This window comes from Dermacoccus abyssi, from assembly GCF_003515945.1.
Classification (GTDB): Bacteria; Actinomycetota; Actinomycetes; order Actinomycetales; family Dermatophilaceae; genus Dermacoccus; species Dermacoccus abyssi.
The window spans coordinates 186,881-203,079 of the sequence record NZ_QWLM01000002.1 but is presented as its reverse complement, the minus strand read 5'-3'; the positions used below and the strand labels follow the sequence as shown (position 1 = coordinate 203,079).

Genomic DNA, 16,199 nt, shown 5'->3' with positions numbered 1-16,199 from the left:
GAACTCATGGCCGCACGGCTCTTCGCCCACCGTCCTGGCCTGGACGGCATCCGCGGCTACGGCATGGTCGTCTTCATGCTGTGGCACGTGGGGGCACTCACGGTTCTGCCGGGGCTGTGGGTGTTCATGAACGTCTTCTTCATACTCTCCGCCTTCCTCATCACGCGTCTGCTCCTCGCCGAGCGGCGTAGCTACGGCGACATCAGCGTTCACGATTTCTACGTCCGACGGGTGCGGCGCCTCGGCCCGGCACTGCTCGTCATGCTCGGCGCGGTGACGCTCGATGGGCTGTTCTTGGCCCCCGATGAGGAGAAGGCGTACCTCAAGGGCGACATCCTCGCCACCCTCACCTACGTCATGAACTGGCGTCTTGTGGCCCGTGACGATCAGTACTTCGAGGCTTTCAGCCACCCGAGCATCACGCGGCACGCGTGGAGTCTGTCAGTCGAGGAGCAGTTCTATCTCGTCGTGCCGTGGCTCGTCGTGGCCGTACTGGCCCTGGGGCGTACGCGCCTGGCGAGGACCCTTCCGTTCGTGCTGCTCGCCGGACTCAGTGCCCTGTGGGCCACGCGGTTGGACCTCGTCGGGCTGGGTGGTCAGTCACACGCCTACTACGGCACGGACATCCGCGTTCAGGCCTTGGCGCTCGGCGTCGCGGCGGGCGTGTGGAGTGGGCACCGGGGGAGCGGCGGGGCGCTGCTCAAACCTCGCGACCCGCGTGATCCCCTCGACGGCGGCCGCCCGTGGATCGAGATCGTCGGGTGGCTCGGGCTGGCGGCCACGCTCGTCGCGTTCGTCACGATCGAGCCGCTCGCACCGTGGATGTTCTCGCGCGGCGGGATGCTGCTGACCTCCATCGCGGCGACGGCGTGGATCATCGGCTGTGCGCAGAGGCGCGCCACACCCCTCGTTCGCGTGTTCTCCCTGCCACCCGCGGTCTACACGGGCAAGATCTCGTACGGCCTCTACCTGTACCACTGGCCGATCTTCATCTGGCTCTCGCGCTACCTCACCGGCGTCAACGTCTGGGTTCTCGCGGTGCTGACGCTCGCCCTGTCCTACGCGGCGGCCGCCGTGAGCTACCGCTTCCTCGAACAGCCGATCATGAAGCACGGACTCGGCGCGTTCGGTCGCCGTCGGACGGGGGCCGCAGGCTTCGCAGGGCTGGCCGCGGTCGTCGTCGGCGCGCTCTTCGTCTCGGGAGGTACGGCGCAGGCCACCGCACCCGTGCGCGACGAGAGCGTCCCGCAGAAGGTGGCGAACATCCCCCAGCTCGTCGAGGGGCAGCCGACGTTCACGGCGCCGAAGCCGCCGACGAAGGTCGCGCTGTTCGGTGACTCGGTGCCGTTCCACCTCGTCTCCCGTTTCCCCAGCGGCAACTTCCCGGGCCTTGAGGTCGTCAACCTCGGCACACCCGGTTGCGACATCGTCGACGCCCCTGTGCAGTGGACACCGACGGTGGCGCTCGGCGCCGACGCCGCGTGCCGGCAGAACAAGGCGACCTACGAGGAGAAGGTGCGTACCTCGGGCGCCGAGACGTTCGTCATCATGCCCAGTCTCCAGCTCGCGCTGCGCCACCAACTCAGAGGGCGCACGGTGTGGCTCGACGACCCGGCGTACGTTGCTGCCGTGCGCTCGAAGCTCTCCGAACTCACGACGAAAGCCGAGGCGGCCGGGGCTCGTTCGGTGCAGATCACCACCGTTCCGTGCCGACGGATGAGCGAACTCAACCTTCCGCCCCAGTACCGTACGGAGCTGAGCCGCTCCCCCGAACTCGTGGCCGAGGCCCAGAACCCCAAGCGCCTCAACGCCCTCATCAGTACCTGGGCGAAGGAGGAGAACGTGCCTGTCGTCGACCTCGCCTCCGCCGTGTGCGGTGACGGTTACCAGCCGACGCTGCACGGCAAGAAGGTCTACGAGGACGGCATTCACTTCTCGCCCGAGGCAACCCCGATGATATGGGGCTGGCTCGCCCCGCAGGTTCTGAGCAAGGCAGGTGGACGTCCGTGACGGGCAGCACGCGCGCACAGCGACGCAACGGCAAGGGCGTGCGCACGCCGTCGCGCTATGCGGCGCTCGACGGTTACCGCGGCCTGTTCGTCGTTCTCGTCATCGCCTACCACTTGGGCGTGACGGCGCTCGTCGGTGGCTGGGTCGGCATCAACCACTTCTTCGTCTTCTCCGGCTTCCTCATCACTCGCCTGCTCCTCAAGGAGCGCCAGAAGACGGGGCGCATCGACGTCCGCCGCTTCTACGCCCGGCGGGCCCGCCGCGTTCTCCCCGCGATGTTCGTGCTCGTCGCCGCGGTGCTCGTTCACACGGCCTTCTTTGCCGACGCGGAGCAGCGCAAGGAGTACGCCGGCGACGCTTTCGCGACGCTCGGATTCTTCCTCAACTGGCGACTCATCAGCCGTGGCGACGCCTACTTCGACCAGTTCGTCGACCCGTCGCCGCTGCGTCACGCGTGGACGCTCTCGGTCGAGGAACAGTTCTACGTCATCGTCCCCTTCCTCGTGCTCGCCCTCGTCGCCCTCGCCCGTCGCCGGGGCGCGAAGGCCGGCATCGCTCTCGCTCTTGCGGCGGTGAGCGCCTGCTGGACGGCGCAGCTCGGCTTCGAGACGCCGCAGGACCAGACGCGCCTCTACTACGGCACCGACACCCGCGTGCAGGCTCTGCTCGTCGGTGTCGCGCTGGGCTGTCTGCTTGGACTCGGCAACGACAAACGGGGCCCGGTGCTCCCTCCACGCGCCGTGACGCAGGCGCTCGGCGTCATCGGCTTCGGCGTCTCGGTCTCGGCGGTCTTCCTCCTCGACCCGAGCACCACGTGGGTCTACGACCGCGGTGGCATCCTGCTCTTCGCCGTCGGCGCCGCCCTCATGGGGTGGTCGAGCGTCGACCCGCGCAACCTGCTCATCAACCGCATCTTCGGGTGGGAGCCCCTGGCGTTCCTGGGCCGCATCTCGTACGGGCTCTACCTCTACCACTGGCCCATCAACCTGTGGGTCGACGTGCCGGGCCTCCCCGACATCGCCGAGGCCGTGCTCAAGGGTGCGCTCACGTTCGCCGCTGCGTACCTCAGCTTCCGCTACATCGAAGTGCCCGTCCTGCAGAACGGCGTCAAGGGTCTGCTGCCGAAATCCACTTCCGGCACGCGGCAGTTCGTCGCCGTCGGTTCGGCACTGGCCCTCGTCCTCGGTTCAGGCCTCATGTGGACGATGACCCGAGTCAGCGGCCCGCCGCAGTACGTGGCGAACGTTCCCGACCTCGTGCCGGGGCAGAAGGCCTACCCCATGACCTCGAGCCGGACCACGGTGGCCATGGTGGGCGACTCGGTGCCCCTCAAGCTCGTCGAGAACTACCCGTCGCTCAACTTCCCGGGGCTCCACCCCGTGGCCCTGGCTGTGCCGGGCTGCGACATGCTCGACATCCCGATCGTCGATTCCAAGAGCAAGATCGTGCCCAACCCGAAGGACTGTGCCTCCCTCAAGCGCGACCTGACGTCGAAGGTTCGCGGCTCGGGTGCGGAGGCCGCCGTCCTCATGCCCGGCGTGCACCTCGCCTCGCGGCACATGCTCGACGGCCGAAAGGTGTGGATCGACGACGCCGCCTACCGCGACCTCGCGAAGAAGCGTCTCACCGAGACCGTCGGGAAGATCCGCGCCGGGGGAGCGCAGCGTGTCTACGTGACGACGGTGCCGTGCCGTCAGGCCGATCTGTCCGTCCTCCCGCCCGAGGACGCCGCCGCGATGCGCGCCGACGGCCCTGCGCTCGCCGAGTCGCAGCGACCCGACCAGGTCAACGCCCTGATCCGGGAGTGGGCGTCCGAGGAGCACGTGCCGCTGCTCGACCTCGCGAGGACGGTGTGCAGCAATCCCTTCCAGCCCGAGGTGAGCGGTAAGCGGCTGTACACCGACAGCGTCCACTTCTCCGAGGAGGCCACACCGATGATCTGGAAGTGGCTGGCGCCCCAGGTTCTGGCGACTGCCCAGCGCTGAGGCGCATGAGGTGGCATTCTTGTGCCGCCCGAGTTCGCCGACACCGTCCGTGGTCCGCCGTGTGCGTTCGGGCCTCACCCACGTAAGGAACCCATGAAAACGTCTGCCTTCTTCGAAGCCCTTCCGGCGCTGTTCACCCCCGACGTCCAAAGTGGCGACCCGGTCGACGGCTCGTGGAAGGGCCTCGCGTCCCAGGTGGCCGGCTACACGGCGGTCAACGAACTCGCGGTGCTCAACGAGGCCGCGCGTCACCTGCCCGAGGGCGAGGCCTACCTCGAGGTCGGCACGTTCAAGGGCCGCTCGATCTGCGCTGCGGTGCGGGGCAACGCCGGCAAGAAGTTCGTCGTCATGGAGAACTTCATGGAGTTCGGCATGGCCGGCGAGATGGCGCGCGAGGAGCTCATGACGAACCTCGCCGAGCACGCGAGTGACGCCGACGTCGAACTGCTCGAGGGCGACTGCTTCAAGCTCATGGTCGAGCCAGGCGCGCTCGATCGGCCGGTCGGCGTCTACTTCTACGACGGCGAGCACACCCTGCTGTCGCACTACCTCGCCCTGGCTGTCGTCGAGCCATTGCTCGCGAACGAGGCGCTCGTGCTCATCGACGACGCGTCGTGGCCGGTCGTGCAGAAGGCCCACAAGCTCTTCCTCCAGCGGCACAAGGGCTGGGAGATCGTCGAGACGTGGGACGCGGCGCACGCCGACGACCCGCGCTGGGCCAACGGCCTGCACGCCCTCACATTCCGCCGTGTGCCCGGTACAGCCCGCAAACTCTCGGGCACGGACGAGGCCCTGCGCCGCTACCAGGTGACGGTGCAGGACCGCGTCAACGCCGTGATGTGGAAGGCCGTGGGCATCGTGCCCGGCCCGATCACCGCCGTGGCGAAGGTGCTGCTCGGACGCTCGCGCAAGATCGGTGACGACGACAGCGCGAAGTGACCCACCGTTGCCTCGGGCCGAGCTGACCACGTGTGTCGGCTCGGCCCGATGCGTGTCACGTGCGGTCGGTGACGAGGAGGTCCTCCTCGGACTGGAGCTGCGTCACGGCGTGACGGCGGGTGCGAACCACGCCGACGAGGACGACGAGCGCCGCGCAGCCGGTGGCGAGTCCGATGACCTGCTCGGCACTGTCGTGCCACCACAGCCACCCGACAACAAGTTCGACGGTGACGGCCACCCAGGCCACCTTGCCGAGAGTCGTGTCGTCGTCGGCCATCTGGGAGAAGAGCCACAGCTGCGCCAGGGCCCACAGCGTGCCGAGCGCGATGCAGGCCAGGACGAGCGTTCCGAAACCGTCGAAGGCCGTGCCGCCGATGAGCCGCACGAGGGCGTCGGCGTCAATCGCGACAACCGCGGCCGCGATCGCGCCGATTCCGACGACGAGCGCCGCCGCCCGCCAGATCATCGACGACCCCTGACGCGACAGGCGCGGCACGACGAGCAGCGCGATGAACTGGGTGCCCCAGCACATCGCCCGCCCGAAGGTCGACGCGAGCCCGTAGCCGCCGGAGGTGTGCTCGTCGAGGAAGTGGCGCACGAGGAGCACGTCGACGTTCGTCAGGGCGGTGAAGGCCGCGAGCGTCGAGTTGGATCGCGCCATCTCGGCCAGGAGCGAGGGGGAGTGGCGCCAGGTGGTGGCGGCCAGATCGCGACAGGCCCACCAGCCGTACGCCGCGGTGAGCCAGGCCGCGATCGCCATGGCGACGAAGACCTGCGTGACGTTCGAGTCGATCGCAAGGCACACGAACGCGCCGAGCAGACGGGTGGCCGCGGTGAGGACGTAGAGCGTCGACAGGCGCCCGAGGCGTTCGTCCCCCAGCAACATGCCCTGAAACGCTCCCGTGAGCGTCATCGGAAGGAGCATGAGCGACATCGCGACGGTGGCGGCCACACCGTCGAGGTGGAAGGTATCGCCGATCGGTGCGGCGAGCAGGCACGTGAGCCCGGTGAGAGCGATGCCCGTCCCGGCCGCGGCGACGAGCCCGGACGTGCGTGCTTCCTCGTCCGCCCAGCGCCGCGCGATGATGACCTGGAAGGCGCCGGCCGGGATGACGAGCACGATGCCGAGCGTGATGAGCGCCGAGTAGGCGCCGAACCCCGCGGTACCGAGGGCGCGCGTCAGCACGAGAACGAAGACGTAGCTCAGGGCGTTGCCGACGCCCATGGCGACTCCGAGGAGGGCGCCCGAACCGATGCCCGCCGTGAGCTCGGTCCGGTTGCCAGGAGCCTCGGACGGTTCGTCGGCGGAGTCAGCGGAGACGTCGGTGCGTCCAGCGTTCAACGTCTCCACCTTCTCGGGTTGGTCCTCTTGGGGGTTACTTCCCAGTTATATTAGGCAGTCACCGCCGGGGCGCCGACGGAAAGCGCGCTCGGCGCGCGGTGCAGTGACGAAGTCGACGATCCGGAGGCCAACGACGTGAGACGCTTCGCCGCGCGGGTCAGCCCGTACGCGCTCACGGCCGGCGGGCTCGTTCTCTTCCTCGCGATCATCGTCTTCGGCAACTCGCTCGGTCACTTCCACACCGACATCAAGCCAGAGGTCTACCTCGCGCCGTGGACAATGGTCGAGCGCTACCTCTCGTCGTGGACGAGCTCTCCCTACCTCGGGTCGGCCAACTTCAACGTCGGCCTCGTCCCCGTGCTGCTCCTGCTGTCGGCGCTGCGCGGGCTCGGTCTGTCACCGGAGTGGACCTTCAAGGTCTTCCACTTCGCTCTCTGGCTCGTCGCTGCGTGGGGAGCGAACCGTCTCGTGCGGGCAGCCACCGTCCGCGCGACGAAGTGGGTCGGCCTGTTCGCGGGCGTCTTCTACCTCGCCAACCCCTACACGATAGCCGCCGGAAACACGCTCGCAATCGCCCTGCCGATGGCGTTGTTGCCCTGGATGCTCCTGGCCCACTCGAGGGGTCTGCAGCAGCCGCACAGCTGGGCCTGGCCGGCCGCGTTCGGCCTTGCGTTCTTCGCGATGAGCGGCATGAACGTGGCCGTCGTGCCGCTGTACCAGCTGCTCGCGCTCGTGCCGATCGCCGCCGTCGCGCTGTGGCACCGCCGCGCCACGTGGCGTCAGGTGCTCGCCGTGACAGCCAAGTGCGGCCTCTTCGTCGTCGCCGTCTCGGTCTACTGGCTCGTGCCCGCCATCGCAGCGCTTGGCACAGGCGCGCAGATCGTCGACATGTCCGAGACGCTCACCGGTATTCACAAGGTGTCGTCCTTCACCGAGGTGCTGCGCGGCCTCGGTCTGTGGCCGCTCTACGGCCACAGTGACACGGGTCCGTGGGTGCCTCAGAACGCCACCTACATCACGAGCCCGGTCGTCATCGTCCTCACCGCGCTGTGGCCGACGCTTGCGCTCGTCTCCCTCGCCTTTGCGCGAACTGCTCTTCGCCGCACTCTCGTGTTGCTCGCCGCCCTGGCTGCCGTCGTCATGGTCGGGCTGTTCCCGGGTGAGGGACGCGCCCAGAGCCCCGTCGGGTGGGTGCTGGAGAAGGTGCTCGGCCTCGGCCCGCTCGCCGCGTTCCGCACGACGAACAAGATCGGAGCGCTTCTCGCGCTGGCCTTCGCGCTGGCGCTGGCTTTCGGCGCGGTGCAACTCGTGCGCCTCGTCCAACGACGCAGCGCGCTCGCCCCCGTGGCCGGTTCGTTGGCCACGGTTCTCGTGGCCGGTTGGATCCTGCCGGCCCTGTCCAACGGGCTCTACATCTCCGAGATGGACGTGCCGAACTACTGGCGCGAGGCGGCCAAGACGGCCGACGGGGGAGACCCGAACGCGCGTACTCTCATGCTTCCCGGCCAGACCAGGCCGACCTATCGCTGGACCGTTCAACGGCCGGACGACCTCACGAACTCGCTTCTCAAGCGCGAGGCCGTGCTGCCCGAGACGACGCCGAACGCGAGTGCACCCGGCGCCAACCTCCTCGCGGCCATGGACGACACGGTGCAGTCGGATCGCTCGAACGGCGACATCGCCTCGACGTTCGCGCGTTACCTCGGGGCCGACAACGTGCTCGTGCGTCACGACACCGTCTGGGAGAACGACGGCGGTGCGCGGCCAGCTGCCATGTCGCGCCTCATCGACGGCGACAGTGGTCTGTACGGCGTCGCGAACTTCGGCCGTCCCGGTCAGAACGTCCTGTCGCCCACGAACCAGCCCGAGAGCATGGACGAGGCCCTGCTCACGCCGGTGCAGCTCTACGGGGTCAAGGACTCCCGACGTGCGGTCCGGGCCCAGAGCCTCGCGGGTCAGATGATCGTCGCCGGCGACGGCTGGGCGTTCCCCCAGCTCGCCGCCGCCGGCCTGCTTCGCTCGAGCCCCACCGTGCGCTACGCGCAGGACCTCGACGAGACGAGCCTCAAAGCCGCGCTCAAGGACGGCGCACGACTCGCGCAAACCGACACGAACGCCCGTCGCAACACCATCCCTCAGCGCCTCACCGCCGGCCAGGGCTCGCTCCTTGCCGCGAACGAGGCACTGAAGAACAGCCGCACACTGGGCACCGATCCGAAGAACCAGACCGTCCTGGAACGTTCCGGGGCGCACGTCACCGCGAGCTCGGCCGGTGGAACGTTCTTCGACCTGCCCTTCGCCGCCGCCGAGAACGCTTTCGACGGTGACGATGCGACGTCGTGGCGGTTCGGTGACTTCCAGCGAGCCGCAGGCCAGAGCCTGAACGTGAAGCTCGACAAGCCCGCCCGCCTCGGTGACGTGTCGGTCGCTCAGGCCGATCTCGGTCCCGTCAAGATCGATCGCGCCACCCTCATCGCAGGCGGCAAGTCTGTCTCCGTGCGCGTGCCAGACACCGGCCGTGCCACGTTCCGCATGGGTGGCGTGAACGCCGAGTCCGTCCGCCTGCGGATCGACTCGACCCGCGGCGACGGCTACAACCTCGTCGGTGTTTCCGAAGTGGGGCTACCCGGGGCGAAGGCAGAGCGTGCGGCGCGCACGCCGTCGACTCTGAAGGACCTGTACGACAGCCTCGACGCCGAGGGCCGCACGGCCTTCGAGAAGGCACCGCTCGACATCCTCTTCCAGCGCGTGCAGAACTCGTCCTCCCCGAACGACGACTCCGAGACCTCGCTCAACCGCATCTTCACGATGCCCGACGCCCGTCGCTACGACGCCTCCGCCACGGTGCGCCTCGCGAAGGCCGACCAGGAGCGCTTCTACGACCGCAGCGCGGGCTACAGCGATGCCGTCACGGCGTCGTCGTCGGAGTTCTGGTTCGACCGCCCCGAATACCGTGCGTCCCAGGCCGCCGACGACAACGACAAGACGGCCTGGGTTCCCGGTGGCGCAAGCCCGCAGGGTGCCTGGTGGCAGATGCGCGGGCCCGAGCGCGAGATCAGCTCTGTCTCCGTCACCCAGGCCCCCGGTGAGGGCGGTGAATCACGCACCCAGTGGGCGACGCGGGCCACGGTCAGCGTCGACGGCCGCGTCGTCGGCTCCGGAGTTCTCAAGCCGAACGGCACGGCGTCGATCGACATCGCGGCGACGCGGGGCAAGGTCGTGCGGGTGCAGCTCGACGCCTCGAGCGGGCCGCGTAACGGCGCCCCGGCGAAGTTCACGTCGATCGATACGAAACAAGTGCTGCGCAAGGCTCCTCTCGGTGCGTTCGACGAGCCTGGTAAGAACCGGTGCTTCGCAGTCTCGACGATCAACGGTACGGCGCTGCCGATGCGTCTGTCGGGCGACCGTGTGGCCGGGCCCAAGGACGCCGGCACCCGCTGGACGGCGTGCAACCCGGTTGTCCTCAAGGCCCGCGAACAGCACGTCGAGCCGGTGCGCGACTTCGTCGTCGACTCGCTCGTGCTGCGCGACACCGTGTCGGAGAAGGCGGGGGCCGGCGTCTCGCCTGCCCCGGTCGACTTCGCCGTGACGAAGAACTCGCCGAGCGTGAAGTCCGTGCGCGTGGCGAAGAGCTCCACGCCGAAGGCCGTCGTGCTGGGTCAGAGCTATGACGAGCGCTGGAGCGCCACGCTGGGCGACAAGGATCTGGGACGCCCCGTCCTGCTCGACGGCTACTCCTCCGGGTGGGTTCTGCCGGCCGGCGCCGAGGGCACCGTCGAGATGCGCTTCACGCCTCAGCGTTACGCCAACTGGGCCATCCTCTTCTCGCTTGCGGCACTGTTGCTCGCGGCAGCGCTCGTGGTGCGTGCGTGGCTGACGGGTGCGCTTGTCGGTGGTCGAGACGAGAGCGCCGACGAGGACCTGCCGGCTCATCGCGCGCACCGGTCCGCGCCACAGGAGCGGATGACCGGTGGCGGCGGGTCCCCGGGTCGCTCGGATCGTCAGGTCCTGCTCCAAGCCGGCTTCGTCGTGGCCGCCGCGCTCGCTGTGGGGCTTCCGGGACTCGTGGCGGGTCTCGCCGTCGTGGCGGGCCTGCGCTGGGGACGCGTGACATCACGGGCACTCGTCGTCACCGGCGCTGCCCTGGTGTTCGTGGCGATTCTCCTGTTCCTCGTCCTCAGTCCCGACCTCGGCGAGGTGAGCGCGGATGCGATCTCGGCGAGCCTGTGGCCGCATCGCGTTGCCGGCGCCGGTTTCGTCGTCGCCATCGCAGGCCTCCTGCGCCGTGAAGGCCTGGCCGGGGGATCCCGCGGTGCCGCAACGGCCGAGCCGGCCGCTGACGCCACCGACTCCGCCGACCGCACCGAGGACGAGGGACGCACGCGCGACAGCGACAGCGACGGAGGATCCGAGGATGATTGACAGCCACGTGAGCGCCGGGACGCCTGCCGGGCGCGATGTGGAGGGCGGTGTTGCGCGCGCGGTGAGCGTCATCGTGCCGACGCGCAACAACGAGCGCACGATCGAGGCGACGCTCGCGTCCGTCGTTGTGCAGACCGAGCCGAACGTGACGCTCATCGTCGTCGACAACGCGAGTAACGACGCGACGCCCGAGATCGCCCAGCGGTACGCCGACGTCTACCTCGAGGCGGGCCCCGAGCGTTCCGCCCAGCGCAACCGCGGCATTCAGGCTGCCGAGACGCCGTGGATCGTGTGGCTCGACAGCGACATGATCCTGCCGCCGCGTGCTCTCGAAGTCGCCCTCGACACGGCCGAGCAAACAGGCGCGGCCGGCGTCGCCCTGCCCGAGCGCACGATCGGCACGGGGTTCTGGACAGCCTGCCGTGCCCTCGAGCGTGAGTGCTACCTCGACCAACCGTGGCTGCACAACCCACGCCTGCTGCGCCGTGAGTTCATGGTCGGCGACGGCGAGTTCCACCTCGCGATGTCCGGACCGGAGGACGCCGACCTTCGCATGAAAATGCGCCGTGCGGGACACCGCATCGAACTCGCTCCCATCGTCATCGACCACGACGAGGGTCACCTCACCCTGCGCGACGTCTTCGACAAGCGGCGCTACTACGGCCGAAGCATCCCGGCCCTCGAAGCCGAGCACGACGGTGCCGTCAGCGACCAAGGGCGTGCGGTGCTCGGCGCGTACTGGAGCCACCGCGGCGACCTGGCCCGACGCCCCCTGCACGCCGCCGGCATGGTCGCGATGCGTGCCATGGAGGCGGTCGGCTACGGCTACGGCGCCTGGAGCGCGCGCCGTGAGGCGGCCTCCGGAGGAAAGACGCCGTGACCCACGGTGACGCGTCGCGCCGGCGTGAGCTCCTGTGGCTCTCGCTGCCCGATCAGCGTCCCCGCCGTGAGCTCTACTGGATGTCGCGCATGCCCGACACCCACGTCACAGCGCTGGCCGCCGACGAGCCGGTGGGGGAGATGAGCTGGGTCCCGACGACCTACCGCCGCCCGGTGAAGCGCTTCATCGAGGCCGGCGCTTTCGCTTGGGCCGAGAACCTCGACGACGAACTCGCGCGCGTTCGCCCCGACTGGGCGGTCAGCCTCGAGCTGTGTTCGCTCGTCACCGGGCAACTTTCCCGGCGCCGCCGATCCGGAGGCTTCAAGCAGGCCGTCGTGACGTGGGAGAACATGCCGCGTCAGCCCCTGTACGCCCTGCCGCCGTACCGCCAGGCCGTCGAATCCGCACGCAGCGCCGACCTCGTGCTCTGCATGGTCGACGCCGCCCTCGATCACCTCGACCTCAACGGCTTCGACCTCGAGCGGGCGCGCGTCGTCAAGCCCGGTGTCGACACGGAACTGTTCTCCCCGGCAGCCGAACTCACCGACCGCCCGCGCGTTGTCTTCACTTCGCCGCTGGCACCGAACAAGGGCATCGACACCGTGCTCGACGCGATGGCTCACGTGCGCCGACACCTGCCGGAGGCGCAGCTCGTCGTGGCCGGACGCGGCCCGTTGCTTCCGCTCGTCGAGGAAGCCGCCCGTCGCATGCCGGATTCGGTCGTCCTCGCGGGCTCGCTCGATGCGTCGGGGGTGGCCGATCTCCTGCGCTCGGCTCGGGTGTTCACGACGGCACCCCGCCCGACGTGGAAGTGGACCGAGCAACTCGGTCTTGCCTACCTCGAGGCGCAGGCGTGCGGCCTTCCCGTCGTCACGACAGCCTGTGGTACGAACGACGAGGCGGTGCGGCCGCCGAACCTCGTCGTCGAGGACGACGCCGCAGCACTGGCCGACGGGCTCCTGCACTTCCTCGAGGACGACAACGCTGCCCGCGAGACGGGCCGAGCCAACCGCGAACGGATGGTCGCGGAGCACGACATCGTCACGCAGACCCGTCGCCTCGGCGAGGCGTTCGCCGAGTTCGAGTGAGGCCCGCGTGAGCGTCAGGGGCGAGGGGGAGCGGTCGAGCGCTGTCTCATGGCCCACACGGCATGCAGGCCTGTTGACGGCGACTGCCGTCGCGCTCGTCGTGCTGTCCCCGGCGCTGTGGCGTCCCGGCTTCCTGCTCCACTACGACATGGTGTTCGTGCCCGACCTCCCGCTTTCGGCGGGCACGCTCGGGATGGACGGCGGGGTTCCCCGCGCCGTGCCGAACGACACCGTCGTCGCACTGCTCGACCTCGTGCTGCCCGGCTGGATCACGCAACGGCTCGTCCTCGTCGGGGCGTTCTTCGCCATCGGCGCCGGTCTCGACCGCTGGCGACGCGGCGTCGTCACCACCGTTGTCGCAACCGTCGCCGCGACGTGGAGCCCGTGGATGGCCGAGCGTCTCGCCATCGGTCACTGGGGCTACCTCTGGGGGTACGCAGCGCTCGTGTGGGCCGTCGTCGGTGCACTCGAACTGCGCGCAGCGCGGAGCGACGGCGATGACACGCGCCATCACCGGGCCGTGACGAGCACCGCGGTGGGCCTGGGCATGAGCGCTCTGTCGGGCTCGACGGGCGCCGTGCTCGTCGCCATCGCGTTGGTCGTCATCCTCCTTGCGCCCGGCGCGGGTCGGCCCCGCGCGGGAAGCATCGCCGTCGGAGCAGCCGCGTGGCTCCTGCTCAACGCCGCGTGGTGGTTCCCCTTCCTCACGAGCTCGTCATCGTCCGCGGCCGACGCCACCGGCGTTCGGGCCTTTGCCGCCGGAGCCGACACGCCGCTGGGCGTTCTCGGGTCACTCCTCGGGGGCGGCGGAATCTGGCACGAGCCGTCGTGGTTCCCCGAGCGCCACGCCGTGGTCTTCGCTTTTCTCGCCGCTGCCCTCGTCGTCGTCGGCTTCGTGACGCTCCTGAGGCATCTGCCGGCGCTGCGCTGGGGGATCGGGGCGCTCGGAATCCTCGCGCTCGTCCTGTCGAGCCTCGGAAGCTTCGCCGTCACGGCGCCACTGCTTGTGTGGTTCGTCGAGACCGTTCCCGGCGGCGGGCTGCTGCGCGACGGACAGAAGTTCGTCGCGTTGCTCGTCGTGCCCGCAGCGCTCGGGTGGGGCGTGCTCGCGGCACGTGTCGTGTCACGCGCCCGAGGAACCGCGCTCGCCCCTGTCGCGCTCGTCACGGCCGCCGTGCTGCCGGTCGTTCTTCTGCCGGGGCTTGCGTTCGCCCGCGGTGGCCAATGGGTCTCGTCGAGCTATCCGAACGAGTACGGAGCCGTCGCGCAGCGGTTGTCGGCGTCGTCGGACGCGGCCGCCGTCCTGCCGTGGCGCCTGTACCGGCAGTACGGCTGGAACGGCGACCTCACCGTGCTCGACGCGTGGCAGCGCCTGTCGTCCTCTCCTGTGCTCGTCAACGACGACCTGCCACTGCGTGACAGCACGGTACGGGGTGAGAGTGCGGCTGCCGACCGGGTGTCGAGGGCCCTCGCGAGCGGGGACGCGGCGCAGGTCAAGGCTGCGCTGAGTAGGGCCGGCGTGCGCTACGTCGTCGTCGAGAAGTCCCAACCCGGGGCCGACGACGACATTCGGACGCTCAACCCGATCGGCTCCGTCGTGCACTCGGGACGAGACCTGACGCTCTACGACATCGGCCGTCCCAGCGGCCACGACGGCCCGCAGAGCCTAGGGAACGCGCCCTGGTGGGGCGCGACGGGCCTGGCTCTCGCCGGGGTCACCCTGGCTGCGGGTACGGCGTGGCTCGTGCGGCGCAGGCAGTTCGAACGCGGCGCGCAAGGACACGCTTCGGGTACCAGACAGTAGTTCGCCTGCGCAGAACGTCACATTCGGGCTACACTCGATGAAAATGCGTCGTACGGGCGACGCGTCTCACCGGCGAAGTGAGAGCTGGACACAGCGAAAGGCGGTTCACCATGAGCGCGTCCACGAACAAGGCGGCGTACAACGTCGGCGGTGCCATCGTCGGCATCCTTCTCGCCCTTCTGGCGATCTTCGGTCTCATCCAGACCCAGGGCAACCAGGAGCAGTCGCAGAAGTACCAGTCCAAGATCAGCTACGACGGCTGATCCGTTCGGCCGCACGGCCGAACATGCGCGAGGGCGAGGCATCGAAATGCCTCGCCCTCGCGCTGTTGTGTGTGTGTGGCCCGCACCGGCTGCCGTCGACGACCGGGGCACCGTGTGCCTGAGATCAGGAGACGCTGACGACGTGTGGCCGCTCGTCCGAAGCGAACGCGTCGCGCTCGACGAGGGCACGCAGGCGCTCGACGTGCAGGGGAGTGTCCGGCGGCTGGGGCGCACGCGTCGCGCGCCCGAGGACGTTCTCGAGCGTGTGGTGCAAGTTCCGGCCGGCGCTGCTCCAGCTGAACGAGCGGGCGTAGCGGCGCGCATTGCGTCCGAGTTCCTCCCGGACATCCGCTCGTTCGAGGAGGACGCGCACGTCGTCGATGAGTTCGTCGGTCGTCGAGGCCAGAGCGCCGGTGCTCGCGTGCTGGATGGACTCACTGGGGCCACCGGCCTGGATGAACGCCAGCGAGGGGGTGCCGTGCAGCCCGGCCTCCACGATCGTCAAGCCCCAGCCCTCCTTGTACGAGGGCATCATGACGAGCCACGACGAGGCGAGCAGCGTGTGCTTGGTCTCCTCGTCGACGAATCCGTGGAAACGGACGGCGTCCTCTACTCCGAGATCGCGGGCGTGCTGGGCGATGTTCTCCTGCCAGTACCCGGAACCGACGACGTTGAGCACGAGCCCGGGGAACTGGGGGCGCAGGCGTGCCACGGTGTCCACGGCGATCTCCACCTGTTTGTGCGGCACGAGGCGGCCCAGCACGGTGATGGACGGCTCGGACGTGCGAGGCACGTCCGCGTAGGAGTCGAGATCGCGCGGGTGGTCGTTGCCGCTGTAGACGAGGTCGATGCGTTCGGCGTCGACGCCGAGTTCCACGAGTTCGGCCCGCGTTGCCTTCGAGACGGTGACGTAGCGGCTCTTGCGGTAGACGAACGGCGCGGCCTTCGACTCGAGGAACCAGCCGAACCTCGCGAGGCGCTCACCGAAGATGCTCGACCATTGGTCGCGGTGCACGTGGTGGACGACGGCGACGACGGGGACGCGGGAGACGATGGGTGACCAGAACGGCACACCGTTCTGCACGTCGATGACGACGTCGTAATCGCGGGAGTGGCGCAGCAGGTGCCACAGCCCCGCCGCGTAGCAGGTGAAGCGGTTGCCGGCACGCAGGACGCGGACGTCGCCGTGCATCGTGCGTCGGGCTGCGCCCGGGAAGCGGGCGGTGTGAATCGTCACCTCGTCCCCGAGAGCGCTCATCACCTCGCTCGTGCGCTCGACGAACACCTCGGAGCCGCCGGCTTCGGGGTTCTCGCGGTCGCGCCACGACAGGTACAGCACCCGCATCGGGGCACCTGCGTGCTCGCCGTTCATCCCTGCTCGTCTCCTCGTGCCATTCGTCCGCGACCGTTTCGGGTCGCCCGTTAGAGTAACCGGGAGCCGAACAGGAGGTGTCCCGATTCCCAGG

10 protein-coding genes are annotated in these 16,199 nt (G+C 69.2%); 8 read left to right on the top strand and 2 right to left on the bottom strand.

Translation table 11 applies throughout. From position 1 onward, the window contains the following. Nucleotides 1–6 precede the first annotated feature (6 nt). From D1832_RS02520 to D1832_RS02510, 3 genes are all read left to right on the top strand, one after another. Nucleotides 7–2,010 carry an acyltransferase family protein gene (locus D1832_RS02520; protein WP_118912475.1) on the top strand — a complete coding sequence of 668 codons (2,004 nt, stop codon included), beginning with the start codon at nt 7–9 and terminating at the stop codon, nt 2,008–2,010. Beyond that, a complete protein-coding gene (locus D1832_RS02515) occupies nt 2,007–3,995 on the top strand; it encodes an acyltransferase family protein (protein ID WP_182434627.1) in 1,989 nt (662 codons plus the stop codon). The genes D1832_RS02520 and D1832_RS02515 overlap by 4 nt, the downstream gene beginning before the upstream one ends. A gap of 93 nt (nt 3,996–4,088) precedes the next feature. Next, nucleotides 4,089–4,934: a class I SAM-dependent methyltransferase gene (locus D1832_RS02510; protein ID WP_118912473.1), complete on the top strand. Its 846-nt coding sequence runs from the start codon at nt 4,089–4,091 to the stop codon at nt 4,932–4,934. Nucleotides 4,935–4,989: 55 nt separating this feature from the next. On the opposite strand, the gene D1832_RS02505 is transcribed toward D1832_RS02510, so the two are convergent. Further along, nucleotides 4,990–6,276 carry a lipopolysaccharide biosynthesis protein gene (locus tag D1832_RS02505; protein ID WP_147362593.1) on the bottom strand — a complete coding sequence of 429 codons (1,287 nt, stop codon included), beginning with the start codon at nt 6,274–6,276 and terminating at the stop codon, nt 4,990–4,992. 135 nt (nt 6,277–6,411) lie between these two features. Between D1832_RS02505 and D1832_RS02500 the strand changes: the two genes are divergently transcribed. From D1832_RS02500 to D1832_RS15240, 5 genes are all read left to right on the top strand, one after another. Next, the gene (locus D1832_RS02500; RefSeq protein ID WP_118912471.1) at nt 6,412–10,698 is read left to right on the top strand and encodes an alpha-(1->3)-arabinofuranosyltransferase domain-containing protein; all 4,287 of its coding nucleotides are present in this window, start codon (nt 6,412–6,414) and stop codon (nt 10,696–10,698) included. After that, the gene (locus D1832_RS02495) at nt 10,691–11,578 is read left to right on the top strand and encodes a glycosyltransferase family 2 protein (protein ID WP_118912470.1); all 888 of its coding nucleotides are present in this window, start codon (nt 10,691–10,693) and stop codon (nt 11,576–11,578) included. Before D1832_RS02500 ends, D1832_RS02495 begins: the two co-directional genes overlap by 8 nt. After that, nucleotides 11,575–12,666, top strand: coding sequence for a glycosyltransferase family 4 protein (locus D1832_RS02490; protein ID WP_241510824.1), 1,092 nt, complete (start codon nt 11,575–11,577; stop codon nt 12,664–12,666). Before D1832_RS02495 ends, D1832_RS02490 begins: the two co-directional genes overlap by 4 nt. Nucleotides 12,667–12,739: 73 nt before the next feature. Beyond that, on the top strand, nt 12,740–14,470 hold the full coding sequence (locus D1832_RS02485) for an MmpA family trehalose lipid delivery protein (protein ID WP_118912469.1): 1,731 nt from the start codon (nt 12,740–12,742) through the stop codon (nt 14,468–14,470). A 110-nt stretch (nt 14,471–14,580) separates the two neighbouring features. Then, nucleotides 14,581–14,733: a hypothetical protein gene (locus tag D1832_RS15240; protein WP_165357853.1), complete on the top strand. Its 153-nt coding sequence runs from the start codon at nt 14,581–14,583 to the stop codon at nt 14,731–14,733. A 124-nt stretch (nt 14,734–14,857) separates the two neighbouring features. On the opposite strand, the gene D1832_RS02480 is transcribed toward D1832_RS15240, so the two are convergent. Continuing rightward, a complete protein-coding gene (locus tag D1832_RS02480; RefSeq protein WP_241510823.1) occupies nt 14,858–16,105 on the bottom strand; it encodes a glycosyltransferase family 4 protein in 1,248 nt (415 codons plus the stop codon). Nucleotides 16,106–16,199 lie beyond the last annotated feature (94 nt).